This is a genomic window from Candidatus Accumulibacter sp. ACC007 (genome assembly GCF_907163205.1).
In the GTDB taxonomy this organism is placed as follows: Bacteria; Pseudomonadota; Gammaproteobacteria; order Burkholderiales; family Rhodocyclaceae; genus Accumulibacter; species Accumulibacter regalis.
Window position 1 is genome coordinate 1,502,981 of sequence record NZ_CAJQUD010000001.1, and the last position, 22,236, is coordinate 1,525,216.

A 22,236-nucleotide genomic window follows, 5' to 3' on the forward strand; every position below is an offset into this window, starting at 1 on the left:
ATGAAACACTCGCCAACCTCGCCGGAAAGTGCACTCAGCGTCGGCCACGATAGCTATCTGACGCTGCACTACCGCCTCTCCGACCTGGAAAACACCGATTACGTGAGCACTTTCGATCTCTCGCCGGCGACCCTGCAGATGGGCAGCGGCCAGCTTGCCGAAACCCTCGAGAACTGTCTGATCGGCTTGGCAGCAGGCGAGCGCCGGGTGTTCGAGCTGCCTGCGGAAGACGCTTTCGGCCCCCATAATCCACGCCTTATCGAACGTATCGCGCGCAGCGCGCTGCCTCCCGAGGTCGAACTCAAGGTAAACTCGCTGATCGAGTTCAGCTCGCCCGACGGCGCCGGCGACTTTGCCGGCTTCCTGCGCGAACTCACCGACAGCAGCGCGATCTTCGACTTCAACCATCCGCTGGCCGGAAAACCGGTGCGCTTCGAAGTCCTGATTATCGCCATCATGTGAGGCCCAGCATGCAGATCATTCTCGCCAATCCCCGCGGCTTCTGCGCCGGCGTGGACCGCGCCATCGCCATTGTCGAGCGCGCCCTCGAAAAATTCGGTGCGCCGATTTACGTTCGCCACGAAGTGGTACACAACAAATTCGTCTGCGACGATCTGCGCAGCAAGGGCGCCGTGTTCGTCGACGAGCTGGCCGACGTACCCAGCGGCAGCACGGTGATTTTCAGCGCTCACGGCGTCTCCAAGGCGGTTCGCGAGGAGGCGGAAGGGCGTGGCCTCAAGGTTTTCGACGCCACCTGTCCGCTGGTGACCAAGGTTCACCTGGAAGTCGCGCGGATGCGCAACGATGGCCGGGAAATCGTCATGATCGGACACAAGGGACACCCCGAAGTCGAAGGAACGATGGGGCAAAGTGGTGACGGCATGTACCTCGTGGAAACCGTTGCCGACGCGCGGCAACTGCAAGTAAGAACACCTGCCCGGCTCGCCTATGTCACCCAGACCACCCTCTCGATCGACGACGCCGCACAGGTCATCGCCGCGCTCAGGGAACGCTTCCCGGCGATCATCGGCCCGAAGAAAGACGACATCTGTTACGCCACGCAAAACCGCCAGGACGCCGTCAAGCAACTGGCCCGGGAGAGCGACGTGGTCGTCGTCGTCGGCAGCGAGTCGAGTTCCAACTCGAACCGCCTGCGCGAAGTGGCGGAACTGATCGGCAGTCGTGCCTACCTGGTCGACCACGCCGAACAGATCGACGACGCCTGGCTCAGTGGCGCCAACCGTGTCGGTGTCACCGCTGGCGCATCGGCACCGGAAGTATTGGTGCAAAGCGTCGTCGATCGACTCTCCGCGGGCGATAGCAGCAGGCTCGAACAACTTGACGGCGCCGAGGAAAATGTCACTTTCGCGCTGCCGCGCGAGCTGCAGGGGTGAGCCTGGCCTGCGCGCCGTGATGGCCGGACGCGCCCCCAGCTGCTACTGAGGCTTCGTCGCAAGAGCCGACGAAGGGATACCTTTGCGGTCGCTGGCATGACTGCTGCCGGCTTCGCCACCTTTGAACTCGACCTCGTAGCGGCTCTCGCTGCTGACCGCAACCCCTTGAATTTCACCCGGGCGAAAGCGCAGGCGGGAAAAAGCGGCGACCGCCGCGTCGCCATAGGCCGGCGGCAGGCTGCTGCTCGCCACTTCCACGCGCATCACCGCGCCATCGGCAGCAAGGAAGACGCGCAGCACCACCTTGCCGCCACGAAGCGCGTCGCCAGCGCCGTCATCGGGCGGCTCAATCAAGGGCTCGTCAAGCAGTGCCGCCGCAACCGTCAGTTCGGAAGTTCGAAAATACCCAGGACCGGTTGGCAAGGCTGGCAAGAACGGCTGCGCAGGGTACGGCGGCAAGGACTCGGCCAGCCGGCGCTGGCCCCGCGCCACGAGCGGTGCTGCGGACGCGGCGACCGGCGACTCGACCGACGGCGTCGCCGCCGGCTGCTCGCTGCCCTCACTGGCCATCGTTCCTGGTTCGCTCGCTGCACGGGTGGCGCCGGCTTCAGTCGCTTCGTTGCCGGCGCTGCCTTCGGGCGCTCCAGCGCTCTCCTGCGTGCCCTGCGTTGCCGACCCGCGCAGGGTGAGAAGTACGCCGCTCGTCACCGTCGCCGCACTGCCCGGTGCCGGCGCCACGTCAGCTACCGGACCGAGCGTGCACTGCAGGACCGCCAGTGCGCCCAAATGAAGGAGCAGGGACGCGCCCAGCGCCAGGGGCAGCTTCCGCCGCCCTGGCCACCCTGCCAGGCTGTCTGAGAAGACCGATGTCAAGAAATCCACTCTCTGCAAGAGAATGCCAAAGCTGGCAGCAGCAGGATTCTAGGCGCCCGACGCGAGACCAGCGCTGCCACTCGTCCGCCGCAAGACGCCGTATATCGCCCCGCATTGGCACCTCGGTGACCCTCGACTATGATGGCAGCAGTTGCCTTTGCGTTCCGCCCGCCCGATCTTGCCGTCCTTGAGGAAAGAAAACGCTGTGAAAAGACACGCTGGCTTCACCCTGATCGAGATCATGATCGTCGTGATCATCATCGGCATCCTGGCTGCCATCGCCATTCCCAACTACGCCGATTACCTGACCCGTTCGCGGATCACCCAGGCCACCTCCGGGCTGTCCGAAAAGCGGGTACGCATGGAGCAGTTCTTTCAGGACAATCATACGTATTTCCGCGCCGCGGCCGGTGTCGACCCGGAGGTCAGTTCGCCCGCTTGCAGCAACGACACCACCTCCAGCCGCTACTTCGACTTCTCCTGCCCTACGCTCACCGCCGCCACCTATACCTTGACCGCTACCGGCAAGAGTTCGATGACCGGTTTCACCTACACACTCACTCACGCCAACGTCAAGGCGACGACCGCCGTCCAGAGTGGCTGGGGAACGGCACCGTTGGCCTGCTGGGTCACCGGTAGAGGTGGCTGTTGAACGCCATGCGCGGTTTCAGCCTGATCGAACTGATCGTCGGCATGGCAATTCTCGGCATACTGATGGGCCTCGGCATTCCGGCGTTCAGCGACTGGATGCGCAACGCCAGGGTACGCACGACGGCCGAATCGGCACTGAACGGCCTTCAGCTGGCCCGGGCCGAGGCCGTGCGCCGCAATACGACGGTCGGTTTCTATCTGGTGGATACCACCACCGGCGCCTGCGCGCTGAGCACCGCCGGCCCCAACTGGATCGTCAGTGTCGACTCACCGGTCGGCCAGTGCAACGTCGATCCGTCCGACGACACCGCACCACGCATCATCCAGTTGCGTCGGGGCGCTGAAAGCGGCGGCGCAGCGACGACGGTGGCCGCAGGGCAGTCTTCGGTGGTTTTCAATGGCCTCGGTCGTCCCACTCCCCTGCCCGGCGGCAACATTGCCATCAATTTCACCAGCGCTGCGGGCGAAGCCTGCGCCGCTGCCGGAGGTCCCGTGCGCTGCCTGCGCGTCGAGGTCTCGATCGGCGGCCAGATACGCATGTGCGATCCGGCCTTGCCCGCTGGCGACGCTCAGGCATGCTGATGAACAAACACTCGAAACTTCCCCGGGAACAGGCAGGCGTGATGCTGCTTGAAGCCTTGATTGCGATCCTGGTCTTCTCGCTGGGCATCCTGTCGCTGGTCGCCCTGCAGGCCACGTCGATCAAGCTCACTGGCGACGCAAAGTACCGTACCGACGCAGCCCTGCTGGCCAACCGCCTGATCGGGCGCATGTGGGTGAGCAATGGCGACTTGAGCGTTTTCGCGACCGATGGCGCAGCCTACAACGCCTGGCTTGCCGAGGTCTCCGACGACGAAGGCCTGCCCGGCGTGGTCGGTGCATCGTCGGGCGTCGTTTCGACCCTGCCGACGGTGACCGTCGACGGTGCCGGAGTGGTCGAGATCACTCTCTTCTGGCGCACCCCGGAGATGGCCGCCGACGCACCCGGGCACCGTCACGTCGTCGTTTCGCAAGTCGTCAGGAACCCCTAGCCGATCATGAAAGCGCAATCACCTCTCCCGCCAACGACAATGCCGCGCGAGCAAGGCTTCACGCTGGTTGAAGTGATGGTCGCCATGGTCATCGGCATGCTCGGCCTGATCATCATGATGCAGGTCTTCGCCGCAGCCGAGGGCCAGCGGCGCGCCACGACCGGTAGCGGTGACGCGCAAAGCAATGGCGCCATGGCGCTCTATGCACTACAGCGCGACATACGCCAGGGCGGCTACGGCTTCAACGCGGTCAACGCCTTCGGCTGTCCTCTCGTCCTTCCGGCTCCGGCCAGCCGTACGCTTGGGCAACTGGCGCCGGTCATCGTCAATCCGCCGACCGCCGACGTCCCGGCGGGCGATGCCAACACGGATACCTTGCTGATCGCCTACGGAAGCAACGAGGGCCCGCCGGAGGGCGACGTGATCACCGCGGTCAACGGCCTGCAACTGGCGGTACAGACGGCGACGAATTACGCCAACGGGCAGCGCGTGCTGGCTGCGCCGTCAGCGCCCACAGCGGGCTGCACCTTCACCCTGGCGGCGGTGAATGGTGCACCGACAGCGCCCAACGTCACGGTCACCGACGCGAGCGGTGCCGTCGATGGCGGCACGCTGTTCAATCTCGGCGCCAACCCGAGATTCCTCGCCTACGCCGTACGCGGCGGCAACCTTACGGTCTGTGATTACCTCGCCGCCAATTGCAGCGTGGCGACCAACTACGTGGCCATCGCCAACAACATCGTCAGCCTGCGCGCGCAGTACGGGCACGCCTCGACGGCCGTGAGCGGTGTCGATTCGTGGGATCAAACGACCCCGGCGAACGCCAACCAGGCGACTCTGGCCTGTCTCTGGGCGAGAACTTCAGCGCTGCGTATCGCCATCGTCGCCCGCAACAGCCAGGTCGATCGCGACCAGATCACCGCCGCGGCGCCGACTTGGGTAGGTAGCGCGGGTGCGGCGATCGATCTGAGCGCAGCCGGGAACTGGCAGAACTACCGCTACAAGGTCTTTGAAACCATCATTCCGATTCGCAACCTGCCCTGGATGGGAACATGTACCTAAGGCCAAGCCCCCACCTCCGCCAAGCCTGCGCCGGCGCCCCCCTCAGCCGCCAGCGCGGTGTCGTTCTGCTCGTCGCGCTGATCATCCTGGTCGCCCTGACCCTGGCCGGAGTGGCACTCATTCGCTCGGTCGATACGGCCAACCTGATTGCCGGCAACCAGTCCTTTCATCAAGCGGCCGTGCATGCCGGCGAGCGGAGTACCGAACAGGCGCTCACCGGCTGGCTGCAGCTACACAATGCCCTGGGCGACGTGAATCTTCACAACGACAATGCCGCCAATGGCTACCGTTCCAACCGTCAGGACCCGCCTGCAGGTAACTCCTGGGACCAGTTCTGGACCGATACGCTGGGTGCTCAGGCAGCCAACCTGGCCGTCGATGCCGCCGGCAACACCGTTTCCTATGTCGTCCACAGGCTGTGTGAGCTGGCCAACACGGCCCCGCACCTGGCCAACTGCGCGACGCAACCGTCGGCGATCAACAGCGGCGGCAGCTTCGGCGCCGGCAGTGTCACCGCAATCACCAACAACCAGGTCTATTACCGAATCACCACCCGCGTTCGCGGGCCGCGCAACACCGTCGCCTACATCCAGACGATCGTTGCGCTGTAGGTCTACCAGAGATCCCACGAGGAGTTTGCCATGCGATCCGACTCACTGAAATGGCGTGCGATAGCCGCTGCAGCGCTGCTGATCCTTGCCCGCGGTGCGCAGGCCCAGCCCACTCAACTCGCCAACGCGCCGATGTCCAGCGCCTCGTCAATCGAGATCTCGACCAACATCCTGTTCGTCCTCGATGACTCGCTGAGCATGACCAAGGAGTACCTGCCGGACTGGGCCGAGCCGACCGCGGCACGCCCCCTCCCCCTCTCCTGGACCCGCAACCCCGGTTTCAACGGTATCGCCTACAATCCCGCCGTCCGTTACATACCGCCGAAGTATTTCACTGCCGACGGAGAAGCCGACACCACTACCTACCCCAGCCAGACCTCTGCGCAAAGCGGCGCCTGGACAGCCGTCAAGGACGATGGCTACGGCGTGCAAAGCGCCGCCATGGTCAACCTGATCGGTAACGCCTACTACTTCGCGACCGTGGTCGGTGAATACTGCACCAATCGAAGCCTCAGGGTGTGCGTCGCCGCCAGCGCGGCGAGCGACGCCTATCCGTTTCCGGCGCGGCTTCGCTGGTGCAGGACCGCCGCCGATGCCGTCGCCGCCGCTCCCGCTGACGGCACGTGCCAGGCAACGCAGATCGAACCCAGCCCGCCGCCGCCGGCGACGGCGACCAATGTCTCGTACGATTTTCCGCGCATGCCGTCGCCGCGCACGAGTACGATCACCATCAGCGGCAACAGCAACACGTCGGTCACCAACGTTACCGTCGACGGCCGGATCATCCTCTCGGCGGCGACCACGGGGACCAGCAACTCGACGACGATGGCCGCCAACATCGCGAGCAGAATCAACGACTGCTCCTTCGCGCTCAGTGGCGCCTGTCAAGTCGCGGGCTACCGCGCAGTCTCCGCGGGCAGGGTCGTAACCGTCACCTCGCCCCTGAACAACAGCACAGCACCGGTAATTACCCAGAGTAACGCGAACGCGATGTCGTTCACGACCACCAGTTTTGCCCGGCCCGGCAGCAATCTGGCACCCGGCGAAAACCTGCTGACGATCATCTACCCGACCGTCACCAGCTATCCCAAGGGCGACAAGCGCACCGACTGTGCTGGGGACACCACCTGCACCTATGCGGAAGAAATGACCAACTACGCGAACTGGTGGGCGTATTACCGCACGCGCATGCAAACGATGAAAACGGCCACCAGCCTGTCCTTTGAGCCCACCGACCAGCGGCAGCGCATCGGCTACATGTCGATCAACAACAATACCGGTTCGGACTTTCAGAACATCGAGTCGTTCACCGCCGCCCAGAAAAGGGCCTGGTACGACAAGTTGTTTGCCGCCGTTCCCAACCGCAACACGCCTCTGCGCGTCGCCTTGTCGAACGCAGGCCGCCTCTATTCGGGGCAGCTGAACGGCAGCACGTTCAACGGGGTGGCCGTGGTCGATCCGGTTCAGTACTACTGCCAGAAGAACGTCACCATCCTGTCAACCGACGGCTACTGGAACGAGGGTGCCGGCTTCCGCTGGGACGGGGCTTCCGCGATCGGCGATCAGGACGGCCCGGGACTCGAGGAGCGACCGCAACTCGATGGTGGCGGTCCGCAGGATCAGGAAACGAGAACGCAGACGACGCGGACCCGGACGCCAACCCTGGCCACCCAGTCACACACCAGAATTGAGCAGACGCGCGCGCGGACCTCCGAACTGCAGACGCGCACCAACAGCATCCTGCAAGCCAACAACTACGTCTGGCAGGAAAGGACCTCCCTTCTGCAGCGCAGGACCGGTCCGCTACAGAGCAGAACCAGGACTCTCGAAATCATCCGCAGGGACCGGGTCGAGGTGCAGACCTCGCAGCTTCGGCGCGCGACAGGCCAGCTCCAGATGGTGACATCCCTCCTCCAGCAGCAGCTGACGCAGGTCCAGCAACGTACCTCGAGCAATGGCGGAACCTCGTTCGGCGCGTGGAGCGATGTCGCTTCCTGTACACCCGTCACCAACGGGACCAACCGCGTCGATTGCCAGACGCTGGCCCAGACCGGCTGGACGGCCGTATCCGCCTGCTCGACGATCAGCGGCGGCACGCGCATCAACAACCCCGGAACGGATAGCCAGACGACCACCTATACCACCGATTCACAGTGTCGCTACAGCTCACCGTCTACCACCAACGTGACCAGCTGCACCGCCAGCGGGACGCCGTCCAGCGGCCCGAACTACACCGTCGACCGTGTCGTTACCTGCCCGATGGTTTGGTCCCAGGGGCAGGACGCGACAACCACGTGCAACGAATCGGCCACCGAGATCTGCTGGTATAGCAGTTGGAGCGGGTGGACAGCCTGGTCCGGACCCGGAAGCTGTACGAACCAGCCACAATCGACCGGGCCAAGCTTCACCCAGGTCGTCGCCCGGAACTGCCAGACGAGTTGGGCCCAGGCCTGGCAGACCGCCGACGCTTCGGGCTGCACACCGGTCGCAAACTCGGTCCTCTGTCAATTCGGCGCCTGGACCGGGTGGACCGATAACCCTTCCTGTGTCCCCGTGGCCGCGCCCACCGGAGACGTCTCCTCCGCCACCCCGCCACCGGTGGAGTGCCAGGTTAACGGCACCCTGCAAGCGGTTTCCTCGTGCACCCCGGTGAGCAGCGGCGCAATCCAGACGCAGTGTTTCTACACCGACTGGGGCCCCTGGACCCAGGTCGGCTCGTGCACGCCGGTCCCTCAATCAGCCGGGCAAGGGGTTGCCAGGGAGTGTCAGCAGGTCTGGACGGGCTACAACAACGCCGCGACCTGCGTCCCCAGCGCCACGACGCTCTGTCAGTACGTCTTTACGGACTGGACGGCCACCTCCAGCTGCACGGCCACGACTCCTGCTTTGCCTTTGGTCCCGAATGCCAGGCAGTGTCAATACACCGCTTGGAGCGGCTGGGCCGATGCGAATTCCTGCACCGCGGCTCCGCAGTCGGATCGGCCCGCTGTCGCGGTCCGGTGTTCAACGCGATTGATCAGCGACTGGAGGGATACCAACGGATGTACACCAGGCACCAGCAACACCGGTCTGATCACGCTTTGCGGCGCCCTCACCGTTCCCCCCCCGCAGGTGGACTTCGTCCCGCCCGACACCTGCGTTGAAGAGCTGCCTGACGCGGCAACCAACGGCGGCGTCGGGACAACCTGCCGCACCGACAGGAGCGGTCCAACCAACGTTGCGCAATGCACTCGCCAGGACCCCGTTGCCGGCAACAACTATCTGCAGATCGCCTGCGATGTGGCATCGCTGGGCGCCACACCGGACACGCTCGCCGACGTCGCCGAGTACTACTGGAAAACCGACTTGCGCGATAGTGTCACGATCCCCGGCAGCTGCTCCGGCGGGCCCGTCGTCGCGGGTGGGGTGACCAGCTTCAACGACGTCTGCTACAACGATCCCGAGGCGCAACCGACCGGCCAGCACATGACCACCTATACGCTGGGACTGGGCGCCTCCGGGCTGATGCAGTACAACTCCAATTACCTGTCGCGGGCGGAAACATCGGGTGATTTTTACAGCATCCGGGAAGGACTTACCGCCGATCCCAGCACCGGCGTCTGCCCGTGGCAACGAAGTGGCCCCTGCAACTGGCCAAAACCGGAGAGCGACAAGCAGACCAACATCGACGACCTGTGGCACGCCGCCGTCAATGGCCGAGGCATTTACTTCAGCGCCTCCGACCCTTCGACGCTGGCCGCCGGGATCAGCGACGCCCTGTCCAACATCGAAATCCAGGCCGGTGCGCTGGCCGCAGTTGCGGTCGTCAGCCCCAACCTCGTCGCCGACGCCAATGGCTTCTTCGAGGTGTCGTTCAAGGTCGGGGAGTGGTCCGGAGACGTGGTCAAGCGAACGATCAACGGCAGCACCGGGGCCCTCTCGGCGCTCCCCGCAGAAGGGGAAGCTCACGCCTCTCCGGGGTGGTCTGCAAGGGAAAGGCTGGATAACAAGGTGGCCACCGACGGCTATGCCAGCCGCAAGATTTACACCTTCAATCCGGGTGGCGAAAGCGTCGCCGACGCGGCCAACAACTTGAAGTTCTTCACCTGGGCCAACCTCACTAATGCGCAACGGGCCTACTTTGCGACCGACGCGCTGGCCGGCAACCTGTCGCAATTCTGTTCGACCGGCACGATCTGCCTGACGGCGACGACACAAACCGCTGCCAGCGGTGAACCTCTGGTGAACTTCCTGCGTGGCGACACCAGCAACCAGGGATCAGCTATCGACACGTCCGCTTACTTCCGGCAGCGGACGCACATTCTCGGCGACATCGTTGGCTCCGAGGCCGCGTACGTGCAGGCTTCGCCGTGGAACTACGCCGACGCGCAGTACGGCGCCTTCCGGACCGCCAACCACACGCGGACGGGGATGATCTATATCGGCGCCAACGACGGCATGCTGCACGCCTTCAATGCCGCAAGCGGCGCCGAAGAATGGGCTTACATCCCTGCCGTGGTCATCCCCAGGCTGGCAAAACTTGCCGACAAGAGCTACCACCTCGAGGGCGCGCACCAATTCACCGTCGATGGCACGCCGGTGATGGGCGATATCTGCATCAGCGACTGTGGGACCTCGAGCGCAGTGTGGAAGACGATCCTGGTCGGTGGCCTGAACAATGGTGGCCGTGGCTACTACGCCCTGGACGTCACCAATCCGGTCGCGCCAAAAGCCCTGTGGGAGTTCACCAAGGACACCAACGAGAACCTCGGCTACAGCTATGGCAACCCGGTGATCAGCAAGCTCAAGGATGGAACCTGGGTAGTCATGGTGACCTCCGGGTACAACAACATCTCCCCCGGCGACGGCGGCGGACATCTGTTCGTTCTGAACGCCAGTACCGGCGCCTTGATCCGCACGATCAGCACCGGCGTCGGCGATACGACGACACCGAGCGGCCTGTCGCGAATCAGCGCCTGGGCCAACTTCCCGGACAACAACAACACCACCCAGCGTATCTATGGTGGCGACCAGTTCGGCAACCTGTGGCGCTTTGATGTGAATGGCGACATACCGCTGGTCGCCGACCCACCGGTCTACGACGCCCAGCGATTGGCTACGCTGAAGGATGCGGACGGCGTAGCGCAGCCGATCACCACCAAACCGGAACTGGGCAAGGTCAGTAGCCACCCGGTCGTGTTTGTCGCCACCGGACAGCTTCTCGGCTCGGATGATCTGGGGACAACCCAGAAGCAGTCGATGTACGCCATCAAGGACCGCCTCCTGGATAGCGACTATGGCAGCCCACGTCCCCTGACGCCTGCCCAGACGATACCCACGCCGGGAACTTTCGTTGCCCAAACGCTAACCGCAGGCACCTGTCCGGAAGGCAACGCCTACTGCACCAGTGGCGATTCAATCGTGACCAGTTCGAACAACGCCGTTGACTTCAACACTCACGACGGCTGGTACATCGACTTTCCGGTGTTCGGCGAACGCGTGAATACCGAAATGCGCCTGCAGCTTGGCACCCTGGCCTTCAACACCAACACGCCAACCGTAGGGGCCTGCAGACCGGTCGGCGTAAGCTTCGCCTACTACCTTGACTACCGCAGCGGTGCAGCCGTCGAAGGAACGGATGGCATGGCGGCGCGGCGCCTTGGCGACTACCTCAGCGCCTCGCCAAGCATCGTCCGCCTGCTGGACGGCACAATCAGGGCCCTGGTTCGCACCGACGCGCCGAGCACCGTCAGCACGCCCGTACCAACAGCGGCGACCCCACTCGATACCCGTCGCGTGTCCTGGCGCGAACTGGTCACCGAGCAGTAGTCCGGCACGGGGTTGAAAGAGCGGAAAAGCAGCGAGTCGGCTTTTCCGCTCAGCGGAACGGCTACGAAGCGGCCACATCAGGCGAAAAAAAAAAACCGCAGGCCCTGGGAAGCAGGGCCAGCGGTTTTTTCACTGGCGGAGAGAGCGTCCGCCGCCAGCGCGTCCGTCGCCATCCACAGAAGTCCACATTATTTATAAATATCAATGCGTTAATAGTTGTTTTTTCCGCCGCCATCCTCGACAGCGTGCCAGAATCCGGCTATAGTTTGTGGGTCATTTTGTGGGTCAATTCAATGGCCAGGACCATCAAGAGGCTAACGCCGTTAGCGGTTTCAAAGGCAAGCAAGCGAGGATTGTATCCCGATGGCGCAGGCCTGTATCTGCAGATCGGGCCGACTGGCGCCAAGTCGTGGATTTTCCGCTTCATGCTTAATGGTAAGGCGCGAGCCATGGGACTGGGGCCAACACACGCGATGAACATGACGGAGGCCAGAAGCCACGCGGCCGAATGCCGAAAGCAGCTTTTCCAAGGTAAGGACCCAATAGACGAGCGCAAGGCTGCCAAGCTCACGAAGCGTCTTGACGATGCGCGCGCAATCACCTTCAAGCAATGCGCCGAGCAATACATCGAAACGCACCGGGCCGGCTGGAAGAACGCCAAACACGCTGCTCAATGGGAGAGTACCCTGCAAAGCTACGTCCATCCCGTGATCGGCGAGCTGTCGGTCGCAGCCATCGACACCAACCTTGTAATCAAATGCCTGTCCGGGATTTGGACCAAGAAGACCGAGACTGCTTCTCGGGTTCGCGGCCGCATTGAGTCAATCCTGGATTGGGCCACAAGCAGCAATTACCGCCAGGGTGAGAATCCTGCACGCTGGCGCGGGCATCTCGAAAATCTGCTCGCTCCTCCCTCTAGAGTCGCGAAAGTCGTGCATCATCCAGCCCTGCCCTATGCAGAGACGCCGGTATTCATGGCGGGATTGCGGAAACAGGGCGGCATGGGAGCACGTGCCGTCGAGTTCGCCATCCTGACGGCCGCGCGTTCTGGTGAGGTGCGCGGCGCAATCTGGGCTGAGATCAACCTGGAGCTTGCCCTATGGGTGATCCCCGCCGAGAGAATGAAAGCCGAGAAGGAACATCGCGTTCCTTTATCCAGCAGCGCAATCGCTCTACTCAGAGAACTGCCGCGCCTGGGAGATGTGGTTTTTCCCGGAGCCAGAGAAGGCAAACCCCTGTCTGACATGAGCCTGACCGCGGTACTGCGACGAATGGGACGCGCCGACATCACGGTCCACGGTTTCCGATCGACTTTCCGCGACTGGTGTTCAGAATCGACGAACTTCCCGCGGGAGGTGTGCGAGCATGCGCTGGCGCACAGTCTGCCAGACAAGGTGGAGGCGGCCTACCGGCGCGGCGACCTGCTCGACAAGCGGACGATGCTGATGCAAGAATGGAGCGACTTCTGCGCGATTACGCCGAGCGCGAAACCGGTCACACCCGTTCGAGGAAAAGCCACCACCTGACAGCGTGCAGCCCGCTACGCAGCAAGATGGAAGAATCCTTGCGGAGAAAGCACCTGCTAACGCGACGCCCGCTGGTACTCGACGGACCGAGGCGACTCCGGCCGACTCGCCCGGATCTGTTCGCTGATCCACACCTGCACCTCAGCCTCGACCCATCCGGACGAGCGCCCGAGCTTGATCTGTTTCGGAAATTCGCCCCGCTTGATCTTGTCGTAGATCGACGATCGACCAAGTCCTACCATGGACTTGACTTGGGGAAGACGTATCAACCGTTGATTCATAGCATCACCTCACGCTCCGTCTGACGGACCAGATTCATCCGCGCCAAGAATCGATTCCATGAGTCGACTCTAGTACGACGACGAGAGCAGCACGGTGCCGAAATGCGAATTTTTCGAGCGTATTTCGCACGTCGCGGGACGCTGGCGGTGACTGGTGGAGGGCAATCGCTCTACGAGGGATGCGGTCGATCGAGCAGCGGTGTCCTTGCGAACTACTCGCAGCAAGCGTCATTTGACCGCGCCGAGCGAGTTGAAAATCGGTCTGCAGGCCTACGACATGCAGTGGCTGACGCAGCCTGGCGCTCACTCTCAAGGCAAAGAGCGCGACGCTCGCTGATCATCTTTTTCCGGACATCAGGTGGCTACGGCAAGATGCGAACCCCTTAGGTGTTGGCTTTGCCCTTGCCAGCCACTGCTTGCTTGAAGACGGCACCCGCAGAAAACTTGGGCACCGTCGTGGCGGCAATGCTGAGCTTCGCACCAGTTTTCGGGTTCTTACCTTCGCGAGCCGCGCGCGGTACCGCTTTGAAAGAGCCAAAGCCCACCAGCGTCACCGAATCGCCGTTGGCGACGGCTGCCACGATTTCTTCAAGCAGAACATCGACGGCACGGCCCGCGGCCACCTTCGACAGATCAGCTTTACTCGCCAGCGCTTCAATCAGCTCGGACTTGTTCATCGAGTTACTCTCCGTTTGTTGGTCAGTGAGGGCCCGATTCTCTCATCATTGCCGGCGTTTCACCCGAAAGCACGCGCGACGCCGCATCGAGGTCGATCCCTTCGCTCGGTGGCTGCCCGTCACGACACAGATTGATCTCGTAGCGAACGGCAAATGGAATCCGCTTGCCGTCCTTGGTCGGCACTTCGTCCTGGATCAGCATGGCCTCCAGGCGAGCACAACCGGCCTCGGCAAACTTCCTCAGTGTTCTGACCTGAACCCGCACCGGCGCAGACGAGCGCGTCTGCCCTTTGAAGAACTCCCCCATCCGCCCACTCAAATCGCCATCGGACCGCCCATCGGGCGCATCGATCGCCGCGATCAGATGCTGCTTCAAGTCCGCAGCAACAACGTCGCTGGTGCCCAGCAGACCCAGCACGGACAACACCATCGCAAAAGTTTTCGGAAGGACTTTCATCGAATTTCCCCGAGAGAATCCACACCACCCACTTGTCCGAAGGCAGCGCGTGCTTCCCGGGAAAAAGAGGCGTGCTCAGTCATCACCGGTTGTAGTAGCTATTGACGCGCTGCTCGACGGTGCCCCGGACGTTCTGCCCGATCGACGACGCAGTGGGTAGGCGGACGCTGGCCGTGACTTCCGCGATGAATTCGCCCAGGTCGATGCGCGAGAAATCGAGCCGTTCGAACTCCGCGGGGGTGAATCCGGAACAGTCCGGATGCTTGCCGCTGCCCCAGGGTTTGCCGACCTGCCCCCTGCCCTGTTCATTGATCAATCGAGCCAGGCGCGAGTTGAAACAGCAATACGACTGGGTCTGTTCGATGCACGTCCTGATGATCGGCACCCGGGCCGAACAGAAGGAGCCGACCGCGACGCACAGATTGGCATCCCGGTGCATGGCCAGCAGTTGCTCGGCCTGCTCACACGAGAGCAGGTCCGAGAGCAACTCGAGAGCCACCGCCACGGCCAACGAGTAAGGATCGAAGTAGAAATTGAAGCTGCCCAGCGACCCGATAGAAAATATCGGTCCACCGAGCAGGCCACTGGTCATCGTCCCCGTGGACAAGGTCAGCCCATAGAAACTGAACGACGGCTGGAAATTCGTCGGTGTAAACAGCACCTCGGACGAAATCATCGCTTTCGCGCCCGCTTCGAGATAGCCGGCGTATTGCGGATACATGAAATCGAAGACGTACTTGCTGCCGGCGTTCACTGCCAGCTGCCCACCGGCATACCCCCCCTGGATCGCCGCCGACATCAGCGCGTTGTTGCTTTTCGCCGCACGACCGCCGCCCTTTTTGCAGCAGTTCACCAGACCGAAGAGTCGCTTGCGACACTGCTCCGTGACGCCCGTGAACAGCCGCTGATCGCCCCCGTAGACCCCCGCTTCTCGTGCCGCCTCCAGCGTAGCGAGGACTTTGCCGAAATCCTGATCGGCCGGATGGCTGGTGTCGAAACAGCCACCACCTTGACAGAACGCCGCCTGATCGCACACCGTGCGCTGCGTTTCGACCGCTGGCGAGGTCTGGCACGAGTAGCTGCGCTCGTTCAGGTCGCAAGCACCCGACGACAAGCGGTCAACACAATCGCTGCCCACCTGGGTGCATCCCCGGTCGATCAGCTCCTGGCAGTCATCGCTCAACGCTGTGGCGGCGCAGGTGTAGTCCTCCGACCACGCCCAGCAGGAATCGCCCGCACCCTGGGCGCCTTCCGGCAGCGGCGAGACGATGTCCAGGCAGACCTGCAGGCCCTTGATCGTCTTGCAAGGCGTGTTGTCCGTGCAGGTGCGCGCGGCATGGACGCAGTTGCTGCTTGCCGACAGCGATGTGCAGCCGCTGGTGTCGAGCGTGTTCGAGCTGATGGTGTACGAGGTGTCGAGTGGCACGACCGTCGGCGGGTTAGTTACCGCCGATAGATTGGTGCACTGATACTCGCGCGTGTATTGATTGCACGAACCGTCGAAGGCGGTGCTGTCGCACGTTGAAGCGACCAGCGAGCAACCCTCGGTGGCCTTGATCGCTGCGCAGTAATCAAGGGGGTCGTCGGCAATACACGAATAGTCGTCCTGATAGCGCCAACAGGTCGCCGTCGAGTTCAGCCCACCTTCCGGCGGCGTGACGCCGGCAAGGCAGACCGTCGCCCCACTGGCATCCAGCTTGCACGGCGTCGAATCCACACAGACATGCGCCGCCAGCCGGCAGCGCGCGTTCTGCGCGTGGCTGCTGCAGGCACTGGCGTCGGGAGCATCGGTGAGCAGCGTGTAGCTATTACTCAAGCGCAGAGTGTTGCTCGGCTCTCCCTGGTCGGTGCCGCACTGAAAGGTCTTGGTATACGTGTTGCACGTCCCATTGAACGCGGCATCGCTGCAGGTTGAGCCGATCTGCCCGCAGGCGGCCGTAGCCAGTGCGGCACAGTAGTCGATCGCCTCGGGCTTGAGGCAGGTATAGGTGTCCTGGTATTCCCAGCAACCGCCGGCCTGTGCCAACGTCACCACGATGCCGGAGATCGTCTTGCTCGCGGTGCTATCGACACAGGTCGAACTCGCCAGCTGACAATCGCCGGCGATCGCCCTGCCAGTGAGCGTCATGACGAACAGCATCGCAAGGAACGTCTTCATCACTGCGCTCGCTGCTGCAAGCTGGCGCACTCGCTCGACCGCCAGCTGCTGACCGTCGAGGACATCGGCAGTTGCAACGCCGCCCCGGTGCCGCTGCCGCCGGCAGAGCTGCAATTGGCGCTGACGTTGCGCACTGACGGCGTACAGGTAGTCGCGCTGCAGCTGACGCTGAAATAGACGTAGAGATGACAGCCAAAACCCAGATCGCTGACGTAGTGATCGCTGACCGATTGACCCGGCGCGACCGCCACCGGGAAACGGCCGTAGCTGCCATCCCAGAAAGAGCCCAGTGTCCGGTAGTCGAAGCGATTGGCGCCGTCGCTGGAACGGTAGGGTTCCACTTCGTACGATCGACCATCGCTGCCGCAAAAGATGTTCATCGCCATGTACGGATCGACGCAGTGGCCGCAATCGACAAACGCCGCGCGTCCAAGCCAGGCACCGGGAGTGCATTGGCCAAACCCGACGGTCACGGAAACACCCCGCCGACAACTCAGCGATTCGTAGCCCTGCACCGTCTGATTGCACTGGTAGCGGTAACGCGTATCGACGGCGATCTGTTGCCCGATGAAGCACGAGGCATTGCTCACCGATTGCATCTGCTCGACGCACTGGTAGCGGTGATGCTGATCGACGCTGATCTGTCGCGCGGTCGAACAGAAAGCGCTGCTCACCGGCCGAAAGTCGTTGCACGTTTCCCGGCTGAACGACGCGGGCTGGGTCTCGGTGACCACCCGGCACGGTTCAGCAGGATTCCCGGCGGCGATGCCGGTACCGCTCGTCGAGGGATTGCGGGCCAGCGCCCGGGCGCGACTGATCAGCGGATCGTTGGTGCGATCGATCGAGAACGCCGGTCGTACCGCCGGATTGCGGGCCACGAAATTGACGGCGTCACACTCCTGCCGCCGGTAGGAATCCACTTCAGGGGCCTGGTTGGCGCAGTCGATGATCTTGGCCGTACCCGGTCCCGACAACTGACCCTGTCCCGCTTGGAATACCTGCGATTGGGGGGTGTTCAGTCCGAACCCCGGCACCGTCGCGGCGCCAGTGCCGTTGCCTATTGCCTGAAAGGCGCTGTCGATCGTGCCGGCGCCCAGCGCTTTACCCTCGGCAAACGCGCTGCTCGCAGCATCGCCTTGCGCCCAGAGACGGCTCGCCAGGAGCAGCGCAGTAAAGAAGCCCCACCGCCTGCTCATGGCCGCGACCCCGAGAGTCTTGCCGCATAGCGGCGCGCAACTGCCGCCCACGCCGGCGCCTGTCGCTCGATGAGATCGAGCGCGTAGTCCTGCGTGACATCGCCGTCGACGCGGATGAAGCTCGACACCGGGGCGCAGCCGTCTTCGCCGATCTTCGACGCCTGGCCGGATCGCGCCAGTACCAGCGCCGGCACCTGCCGTACTTTGAACTGCTTGAAGGCCGGTGGATGAAGGATCGCCGTCACCTTACGGTCGCCTACCAGTCGCGCGATCTCCTCACCCATGCGCGTGAGCGAATTCCCGTGAAGTCCGCGCAGGACCAAGACGGCGCCGGATTTTTCCGCCTGGCTGACGATGCGCTGCAGCGTTTCCTTCGGCAACGAAAACGAAACAAACACCATCAACTCCGGGACGTCCTTGCCCGCTGCCGAGCTGGGCGCGGCTTGCCGGTAGGTTGCTGCCATCCGCGCAATGTCAGGTCCCGTGGTCGCGGGCTGGGGCAGCTTGATCGGATCAGGAACCGTCGGACGGCCAGTGGCCTTCGGCACCTCGACAGCGTCCAGAAGAGAGCCCATGCGCTCGCGGGCAGCCCGCAGCTCGCTGTCCGCGGGTCCTAGGACTTGAGCCAGGGCGAAAGTCATCGGCCCACTCCAGGCGCTGACGCCGAGGCAAAGCGCCGATAGCAGGACCCGTGATCGCTTGCTCATGGCCTCAGAACGCGCCCTGGCAACAGTTGCGTTTACGGAAGACCATGTACGCAAAGTCCTCGCCCTCGAAGGGAAACTCGCGCCCGGCGCCCCACAGGATCGTCGATCGCCCCAGCGGCTGGCAGCATTTCCCGGCAATCTGTGCGGTCTGGGGAATCGGATAGAGCATGTGATACTTGTAGCCCGTCTTGTCCATGATCGGCTGCGGGTAGTAGGCGCAGAGTCCGTCGTCACCGGAGGCCGCCCACATCAGCCCTTCCCGGTGCATCTTGGCGATCAGGCGAGTCATTTCCAGACTCGATGCCTGGACGCCACCGATATGGGCCTGCACATTGCCGTTCAGCGGATAGAGACTGCCCTGACAGCCGGCACACCAGAACAGGGTGTTGAGCGGGAAGCCGGCGGTGGCCGCCGCGCAATCGGCGGCACACGCCGCGCGGGCCGCCAGATTGCCGAACAGCGCGACCTCGGGGTTGAGGATGAAGGTCAGCTCGTCGTCGTGCCACATCGGATCCAGTTCGGTGAGATAGGCGACATCGAAACCGCCCCGCTCCAGGCAGGCGTTGTCGAAGATCGCTTCCAGCCAGAAGATGACCGGATCGACGTACCAATGGACCTGATAGAAAGACGAGGTCGACGTGCTGTCCTGGCTGAAACGCGAGCCGCGGGGCGCATCGAACCCGGGATCGAGTTCGAGTCCGCCGAGACTGGTCAGGCAGAACGGACGGCGCACCACATCGACTCGCCTGACCGGCTCCCAGAAACTCACCTTGAAACCCACCCGCAATTGGGAGGGGCAGGCACAAAGCGGTGAGCCGCCGGGATTCGGCGTGTCTTCCTGTCCCATCGAGAGCAACTCCAGGCCGCCGAAGCGGATCGGCAGCATGCAGCGCCAGCAGATATCGGTGATCGGATTGGCGAAGCGGCCGGTGCAGGTTGGCGTCGCCAAGGCTGGTCCGGCGCGCCCAATGGCCAGCGCCAACAGCAGCAGGAGAACGCACTCACGGACGAACTTCATCGACCCTTAGCCTCTTGCCTTCCTGACTGACCACCGCCGGCACCTGACGAATGCCCAGGCGGCGGGTCAGGCTGCCGCCCTGATCGTAGAAGACGCGCCGCTTCCACGAGCGCATCAGTGCCAGGGGCTCACCGGCGACCAGAATCGGTTTGGCGCCGCCTTCGGGGCTCGCCAACGCCTGTCGTGCAAAGGCGACTTGTCGGCGGTCGCGCCCGTCAAAGAAAACGAGCCGTTCACGCAGCGAAACATGGTCGAGGGGATTCACACTCAGTCCGCGCGCGAACAGGATCGCGCCTTCGGCGTTGCGGATGTCGCGGTCGAGAATCCACGTCGGGTCGATGAAAAAACTGCGCCTGGTAACGGTGGCCGTGAGCCCGGCGACGGGTGCTGGTTTCTCGACGGCCGCGACGACGCGATCACGGTGTTCGTTCTGTTTCCTGGCGAGTTCGCCGGTCTTCTCCATGTGTTTGAGACGTGATCCGATGGCTTCCAGCAGATCCGGTTCGGCAATGTCGTAAGTCGGCCCGACGACACCGAGATCCTCGGCGTGTGCGATGGGCAGTGAGGCCGCGAGCAGCAGGGCAAAGAACGGCAGTGGGGCGCGAGTCGACATGGGGCCGATTCTGGTCTGCCACCTGCGGCTGTGGATTTCGAAATGCGGCTTTCCCGGACGCATTTCGCCTCGGTGCATTCAGCGACCGTTGCCGGCGTGTCAGCGGCGCTACGCGCTCCGCTTCTGGCTGCCGTCGCCAGCGGGCGGGACCGGGATTCGGTAGCAATGCGCCCGATTTCTCGTTTGACACAAGAACACGTCCGGGACGACGCTCCCCAGGCGCAGGATCTGCATCCTCGCCAACTGCAGTCGCTCGACCAGCAGGGGCTCGGCCTGGCGGGAGGGAATCCAGGTGAAGGCACCCTCACGCTCTGATGGCAGTAGGCCTGCCCTCACGCCTTCGCGCAAGGTGGCGACAATGCCCTGGATCAGGTTCAGCCGCTCGTCTTCATCGGGGGTCTCGGTCTTGCCAGTGATCGGGGTGGATTTCTGAACCGATGCGGCTACTGGAGGGGCTACCGGGGAAGGTGCTTGCTGAAGCCTTCCGATGGCCATGAGCTGCTTGATCGCCGGCTGCAGACGAATCACTTTCCACGATTGGCCGTGCCCGACCTCGATCTCGGTCACCTTCCGAAAAGGCGACAGCGGGTCAACCGCCAGCCAGTTTCGGTGCGACAACTCGTCGAGAATCGCTTTGCCGTCCAGGCCACAACTGCTGAGTGCATCCGGCCACTTCAGACACAACACGCCGGAGGGGTCGATGTGGATCAAGGTCTCGGCAGACTTCTTGCCGGTCTGAATGTCCCGGGCGAGCGCCTGCAGCGCTTCACCCACAGCACCATCGAGCTGATCGGTGGGTGCCGCTGGTGCGTTGGGCGTGGACTCGGGCTGGGCAGGCGTCTCTGGCAACCGACCCTGTTCAGGTGAAGCGCGTAGTTTCACGGCGGGAGACAACTTTGGCGCCGAAAGGTCGGCCGGCTCGGGTACGGCCTCCTCCTGGTCGAGGAGCCTTCCCGGTACGGACGGTGGTGCGGGCTCCACAAGCAGCGCCGCATCGCGAAGCCGAATCGCCGTCAGTCGGATGTTCGGGATCTTCTCGGCCAGCACCGCCGGGGCGATCACCCAGAAGCGATGGCCGTCGGCACGATCCTCGCGGACACTGGCCAACTGGCGTTCCACAAGCATATCGAGGAGGCTGTTCGGCGTTCTCGGCAAGCCCGGGATCTTTTCCTGATGAATCAGTGCGGCGATTTCCTCGCCGGCGGCCGGCCAGACGAGGTAGAGATGCCCATCGATATGCCAGAGTCGCGAGCCCGGTTGATTGACTCCCCAGGTTCCCTCACGAACCAGCCGGCGCATGATGTCCACCAGAAAACGTTCGACCGGCAGGCCGATCTCGTAGCCGGTGAACGCGACGCCAAGACTGCGCAGGTCGCGCTCGACACTGGCCTGATCCGCGCGAATGACGAGATCGTGAATCGGATTCTCGGCGCTGGGTGAGCCGTTGATCGTTTCCATCATCCACAGCACCAACTCGGTGTCACCCGCGGCGATCCAGGCCAGACCCTGCGGACTGATGATGCGTTCGGCAATCAAGGCGGAAATGGCCTGGTGCTTCTTGCCACGATTTTCGCGCCAGTGCAGGAAGTAGCGATCCACCTGATGCCGGCTGGCCCAGCCGTAGAGGTCTTCGACGAAGGGGTTCCAGATCAGCGCGCCATCCCGGCTGGTGACGACCAGGTCGGTGACCGGCTTGCCGACGTCGTGGCAAAGGGCGGCGAGGAATACCGCCAGATGCCACCGTGGTTGGAGTTCGCGGCGACGTCGCGGGGCCTGCTCTCCGGGGAGAAGCACGCGATCGCCGGACTGTAGCGACCACAGGGCGACTTCGGCCGCGTGACGCAGCAGCCCACCTGCCCCCCGATGATGATGGGTCTGGCTGGCCGGCAGGAGGTGGGCATAGGAGGCAAAGCGACGCAACGACTGCCGATAGAACCGCTCGAAGATCTCCGACGACGCAAGGCCGGCTTCGCGGATTTGGTCGATCAGCCCCCGCTGCGTCTCGATGAGTTTGTCCGGGTGGGTTGCCGGCAGGCCCTTCATGAACGGCGGGTAGCGTGGGATTTCGTCGTCTTCCCTGGCCAGCTCCGTTGGAGGAGTCGAGGGAAGGCCTGCGCCCGGTTGTTGGTCCTGCCGATCCCACCGAATCGCTTTCCTGATAAAACCGAGCATC

19 protein-coding genes are annotated in these 22,236 nt (G+C 63.4%); 9 read left to right on the plus strand and 10 right to left on the minus strand.

Going from position 1 to position 22,236, the window contains the following annotated elements:
- Positions 1-462 carry an FKBP-type peptidyl-prolyl cis-trans isomerase gene (locus tag QZ634_RS06490; RefSeq protein WP_291986553.1) on the plus strand — a complete coding sequence of 154 codons (462 nt, stop codon included), beginning with the start codon at positions 1-3 and terminating at the stop codon, positions 460-462.
- Between the two features lie 8 nt (positions 463-470).
- Complete coding sequence (ispH, locus tag QZ634_RS06495; RefSeq protein WP_043565424.1) at positions 471-1,394, plus strand: 4-hydroxy-3-methylbut-2-enyl diphosphate reductase; 924 nt, start codon at positions 471-473, stop codon at positions 1,392-1,394.
- Between the two features lie 42 nt (positions 1,395-1,436).
- Here ispH and QZ634_RS06500 read toward each other — a convergent pair whose 3' ends face one another.
- Complete coding sequence (locus tag QZ634_RS06500) at positions 1,437-2,276, minus strand: TonB family protein (protein ID WP_291986556.1); 840 nt, start codon at positions 2,274-2,276, stop codon at positions 1,437-1,439.
- A 196-nt stretch (positions 2,277-2,472) separates the two neighbouring features.
- Between QZ634_RS06500 and QZ634_RS06505 the strand changes: the two genes are divergently transcribed.
- The 7 genes from QZ634_RS06505 to QZ634_RS06535 all read left to right on the plus strand — a co-directional run bounded on the left by QZ634_RS06505 (position 2,473) and on the right by QZ634_RS06535 (position 12,956).
- The gene (locus QZ634_RS06505; RefSeq protein WP_291986558.1) at positions 2,473-2,919 is read left to right on the plus strand and encodes a type IV pilin protein; all 447 of its coding nucleotides are present in this window, start codon (positions 2,473-2,475) and stop codon (positions 2,917-2,919) included.
- Between the two features lie 5 nt (positions 2,920-2,924).
- Positions 2,925-3,500: a GspH/FimT family pseudopilin gene (locus QZ634_RS06510; protein WP_043565421.1), complete on the plus strand. Its 576-nt coding sequence runs from the start codon at positions 2,925-2,927 to the stop codon at positions 3,498-3,500.
- The gene (gene pilV, locus QZ634_RS06515) at positions 3,500-3,949 is read left to right on the plus strand and encodes a type IV pilus modification protein PilV (RefSeq protein ID WP_291986560.1); all 450 of its coding nucleotides are present in this window, start codon (positions 3,500-3,502) and stop codon (positions 3,947-3,949) included. The genes QZ634_RS06510 and pilV overlap by 1 nt, the downstream gene beginning before the upstream one ends.
- A 39-nt stretch (positions 3,950-3,988) precedes the next feature.
- Positions 3,989-5,011 (plus strand): PilW family protein, encoded by a 1,023-nt coding sequence (locus QZ634_RS06520; protein ID WP_043565420.1) that lies wholly within the window; start codon positions 3,989-3,991, stop codon positions 5,009-5,011.
- Positions 5,002-5,622, plus strand: a complete 621-nt coding sequence (locus QZ634_RS06525) for a hypothetical protein (protein WP_291986563.1) — start codon at positions 5,002-5,004, stop codon at positions 5,620-5,622. Before QZ634_RS06520 ends, QZ634_RS06525 begins: the two co-directional genes overlap by 10 nt.
- A 30-nt stretch (positions 5,623-5,652) precedes the next feature.
- On the plus strand, positions 5,653-11,430 hold the full coding sequence (locus QZ634_RS06530) for a PilC/PilY family type IV pilus protein (protein ID WP_291986564.1): 5,778 nt from the start codon (positions 5,653-5,655) through the stop codon (positions 11,428-11,430).
- Between the two features lie 293 nt (positions 11,431-11,723).
- A complete protein-coding gene (locus QZ634_RS06535) occupies positions 11,724-12,956 on the plus strand; it encodes a site-specific integrase (protein ID WP_291986566.1) in 1,233 nt (410 codons plus the stop codon).
- 56 nt (positions 12,957-13,012) lie between these two features.
- Here QZ634_RS06535 and QZ634_RS06540 read toward each other — a convergent pair whose 3' ends face one another.
- The 9 genes from QZ634_RS06540 to mobH all read right to left on the minus strand — a co-directional run bounded on the left by QZ634_RS06540 (position 13,013) and on the right by mobH (position 22,235).
- Complete coding sequence (locus QZ634_RS06540; RefSeq protein WP_291986568.1) at positions 13,013-13,237, minus strand: AlpA family transcriptional regulator; 225 nt, start codon at positions 13,235-13,237, stop codon at positions 13,013-13,015.
- Positions 13,238-13,620: 383 nt separating this feature from the next.
- On the minus strand, positions 13,621-13,914 hold the full coding sequence (locus QZ634_RS06545; RefSeq protein ID WP_291986570.1) for an HU family DNA-binding protein: 294 nt from the start codon (positions 13,912-13,914) through the stop codon (positions 13,621-13,623).
- 22 nt (positions 13,915-13,936) lie between these two features.
- Positions 13,937-14,371 (minus strand): hypothetical protein, encoded by a 435-nt coding sequence (locus tag QZ634_RS06550; RefSeq protein ID WP_291986572.1) that lies wholly within the window; start codon positions 14,369-14,371, stop codon positions 13,937-13,939.
- A gap of 82 nt (positions 14,372-14,453) precedes the next feature.
- The gene (locus QZ634_RS06555) at positions 14,454-16,529 is read right to left on the minus strand and encodes a conjugal transfer protein TraN (protein ID WP_291986574.1); all 2,076 of its coding nucleotides are present in this window, start codon (positions 16,527-16,529) and stop codon (positions 14,454-14,456) included.
- Positions 16,529-17,725 (minus strand): hypothetical protein, encoded by a 1,197-nt coding sequence (locus QZ634_RS06560; protein ID WP_291986576.1) that lies wholly within the window; start codon positions 17,723-17,725, stop codon positions 16,529-16,531. Before QZ634_RS06560 ends, QZ634_RS06555 begins: the two co-directional genes overlap by 1 nt.
- Positions 17,722-18,432, minus strand: coding sequence for a type-F conjugative transfer system pilin assembly protein TrbC (gene trbC, locus QZ634_RS06565; RefSeq protein ID WP_291986578.1), 711 nt, complete (start codon positions 18,430-18,432; stop codon positions 17,722-17,724). Before trbC ends, QZ634_RS06560 begins: the two co-directional genes overlap by 4 nt.
- Positions 18,433-18,436: 4 nt before the next feature.
- Positions 18,437-19,450: a conjugal transfer pilus assembly protein TraU gene (traU, locus tag QZ634_RS06570; RefSeq protein ID WP_291986580.1), complete on the minus strand. Its 1,014-nt coding sequence runs from the start codon at positions 19,448-19,450 to the stop codon at positions 18,437-18,439.
- Positions 19,434-20,063, minus strand: coding sequence for a type-F conjugative transfer system protein TraW (gene traW, locus QZ634_RS06575; protein ID WP_291986582.1), 630 nt, complete (start codon positions 20,061-20,063; stop codon positions 19,434-19,436). The genes traU and traW overlap by 17 nt, the downstream gene beginning before the upstream one ends.
- 108 nt (positions 20,064-20,171) lie before the next feature.
- On the minus strand, positions 20,172-22,235 hold the full coding sequence (gene mobH / locus QZ634_RS06580; RefSeq protein ID WP_291986584.1) for a MobH family relaxase: 2,064 nt from the start codon (positions 22,233-22,235) through the stop codon (positions 20,172-20,174).
- Between the last annotated feature and the right edge of the window lies 1 nt (position 22,236).

Bases quoted from the DNA above. Each gene is read 5' to 3' on its own strand.
- QZ634_RS06550 (WP_291986572.1), bottom strand. From the start codon at position 14,371: ATGAAAGTCCTTCCGAAAACTTTTGCGATGGTGTTGTCCGTGCTGGGT.
- mobH (WP_291986584.1), bottom strand. From the start codon at position 22,235: ATGCTCGGTTTTATCAGGAAAGCGATTCGGTGGGATCGGCAGGACCAA.
- QZ634_RS06535 (WP_291986566.1), top strand. From the start codon at position 11,724: ATGGCCAGGACCATCAAGAGGCTAACGCCGTTAGCGGTTTCAAAGGCA.
- trbC (WP_291986578.1), bottom strand. From the start codon at position 18,432: ATGAGCAAGCGATCACGGGTCCTGCTATCGGCGCTTTGCCTCGGCGTC.
- QZ634_RS06560 (WP_291986576.1), bottom strand. From the start codon at position 17,725: ATGAGCAGGCGGTGGGGCTTCTTTACTGCGCTGCTCCTGGCGAGCCGT.
- QZ634_RS06540 (WP_291986568.1), bottom strand. From the start codon at position 13,237: ATGAATCAACGGTTGATACGTCTTCCCCAAGTCAAGTCCATGGTAGGA.
- QZ634_RS06525 (WP_291986563.1), top strand. From the start codon at position 5,002: ATGTACCTAAGGCCAAGCCCCCACCTCCGCCAAGCCTGCGCCGGCGCC.
- QZ634_RS06490 (WP_291986553.1), top strand. From the start codon at position 1: ATGAAACACTCGCCAACCTCGCCGGAAAGTGCACTCAGCGTCGGCCAC.
- QZ634_RS06510 (WP_043565421.1), top strand. From the start codon at position 2,925: ATGCGCGGTTTCAGCCTGATCGAACTGATCGTCGGCATGGCAATTCTC.
- ispH (WP_043565424.1), top strand. From the start codon at position 471: ATGCAGATCATTCTCGCCAATCCCCGCGGCTTCTGCGCCGGCGTGGAC.
- QZ634_RS06555 (WP_291986574.1), bottom strand. From the start codon at position 16,529: ATGAAGACGTTCCTTGCGATGCTGTTCGTCATGACGCTCACTGGCAGG.
- traU (WP_291986580.1), bottom strand. From the start codon at position 19,450: ATGAAGTTCGTCCGTGAGTGCGTTCTCCTGCTGCTGTTGGCGCTGGCC.
- pilV (WP_291986560.1), top strand. From the start codon at position 3,500: ATGAACAAACACTCGAAACTTCCCCGGGAACAGGCAGGCGTGATGCTG.
- QZ634_RS06530 (WP_291986564.1), top strand. From the start codon at position 5,653: ATGCGATCCGACTCACTGAAATGGCGTGCGATAGCCGCTGCAGCGCTG.
- QZ634_RS06545 (WP_291986570.1), bottom strand. From the start codon at position 13,914: ATGAACAAGTCCGAGCTGATTGAAGCGCTGGCGAGTAAAGCTGATCTG.
- traW (WP_291986582.1), bottom strand. From the start codon at position 20,063: ATGTCGACTCGCGCCCCACTGCCGTTCTTTGCCCTGCTGCTCGCGGCC.
- QZ634_RS06520 (WP_043565420.1), top strand. From the start codon at position 3,989: ATGCCGCGCGAGCAAGGCTTCACGCTGGTTGAAGTGATGGTCGCCATG.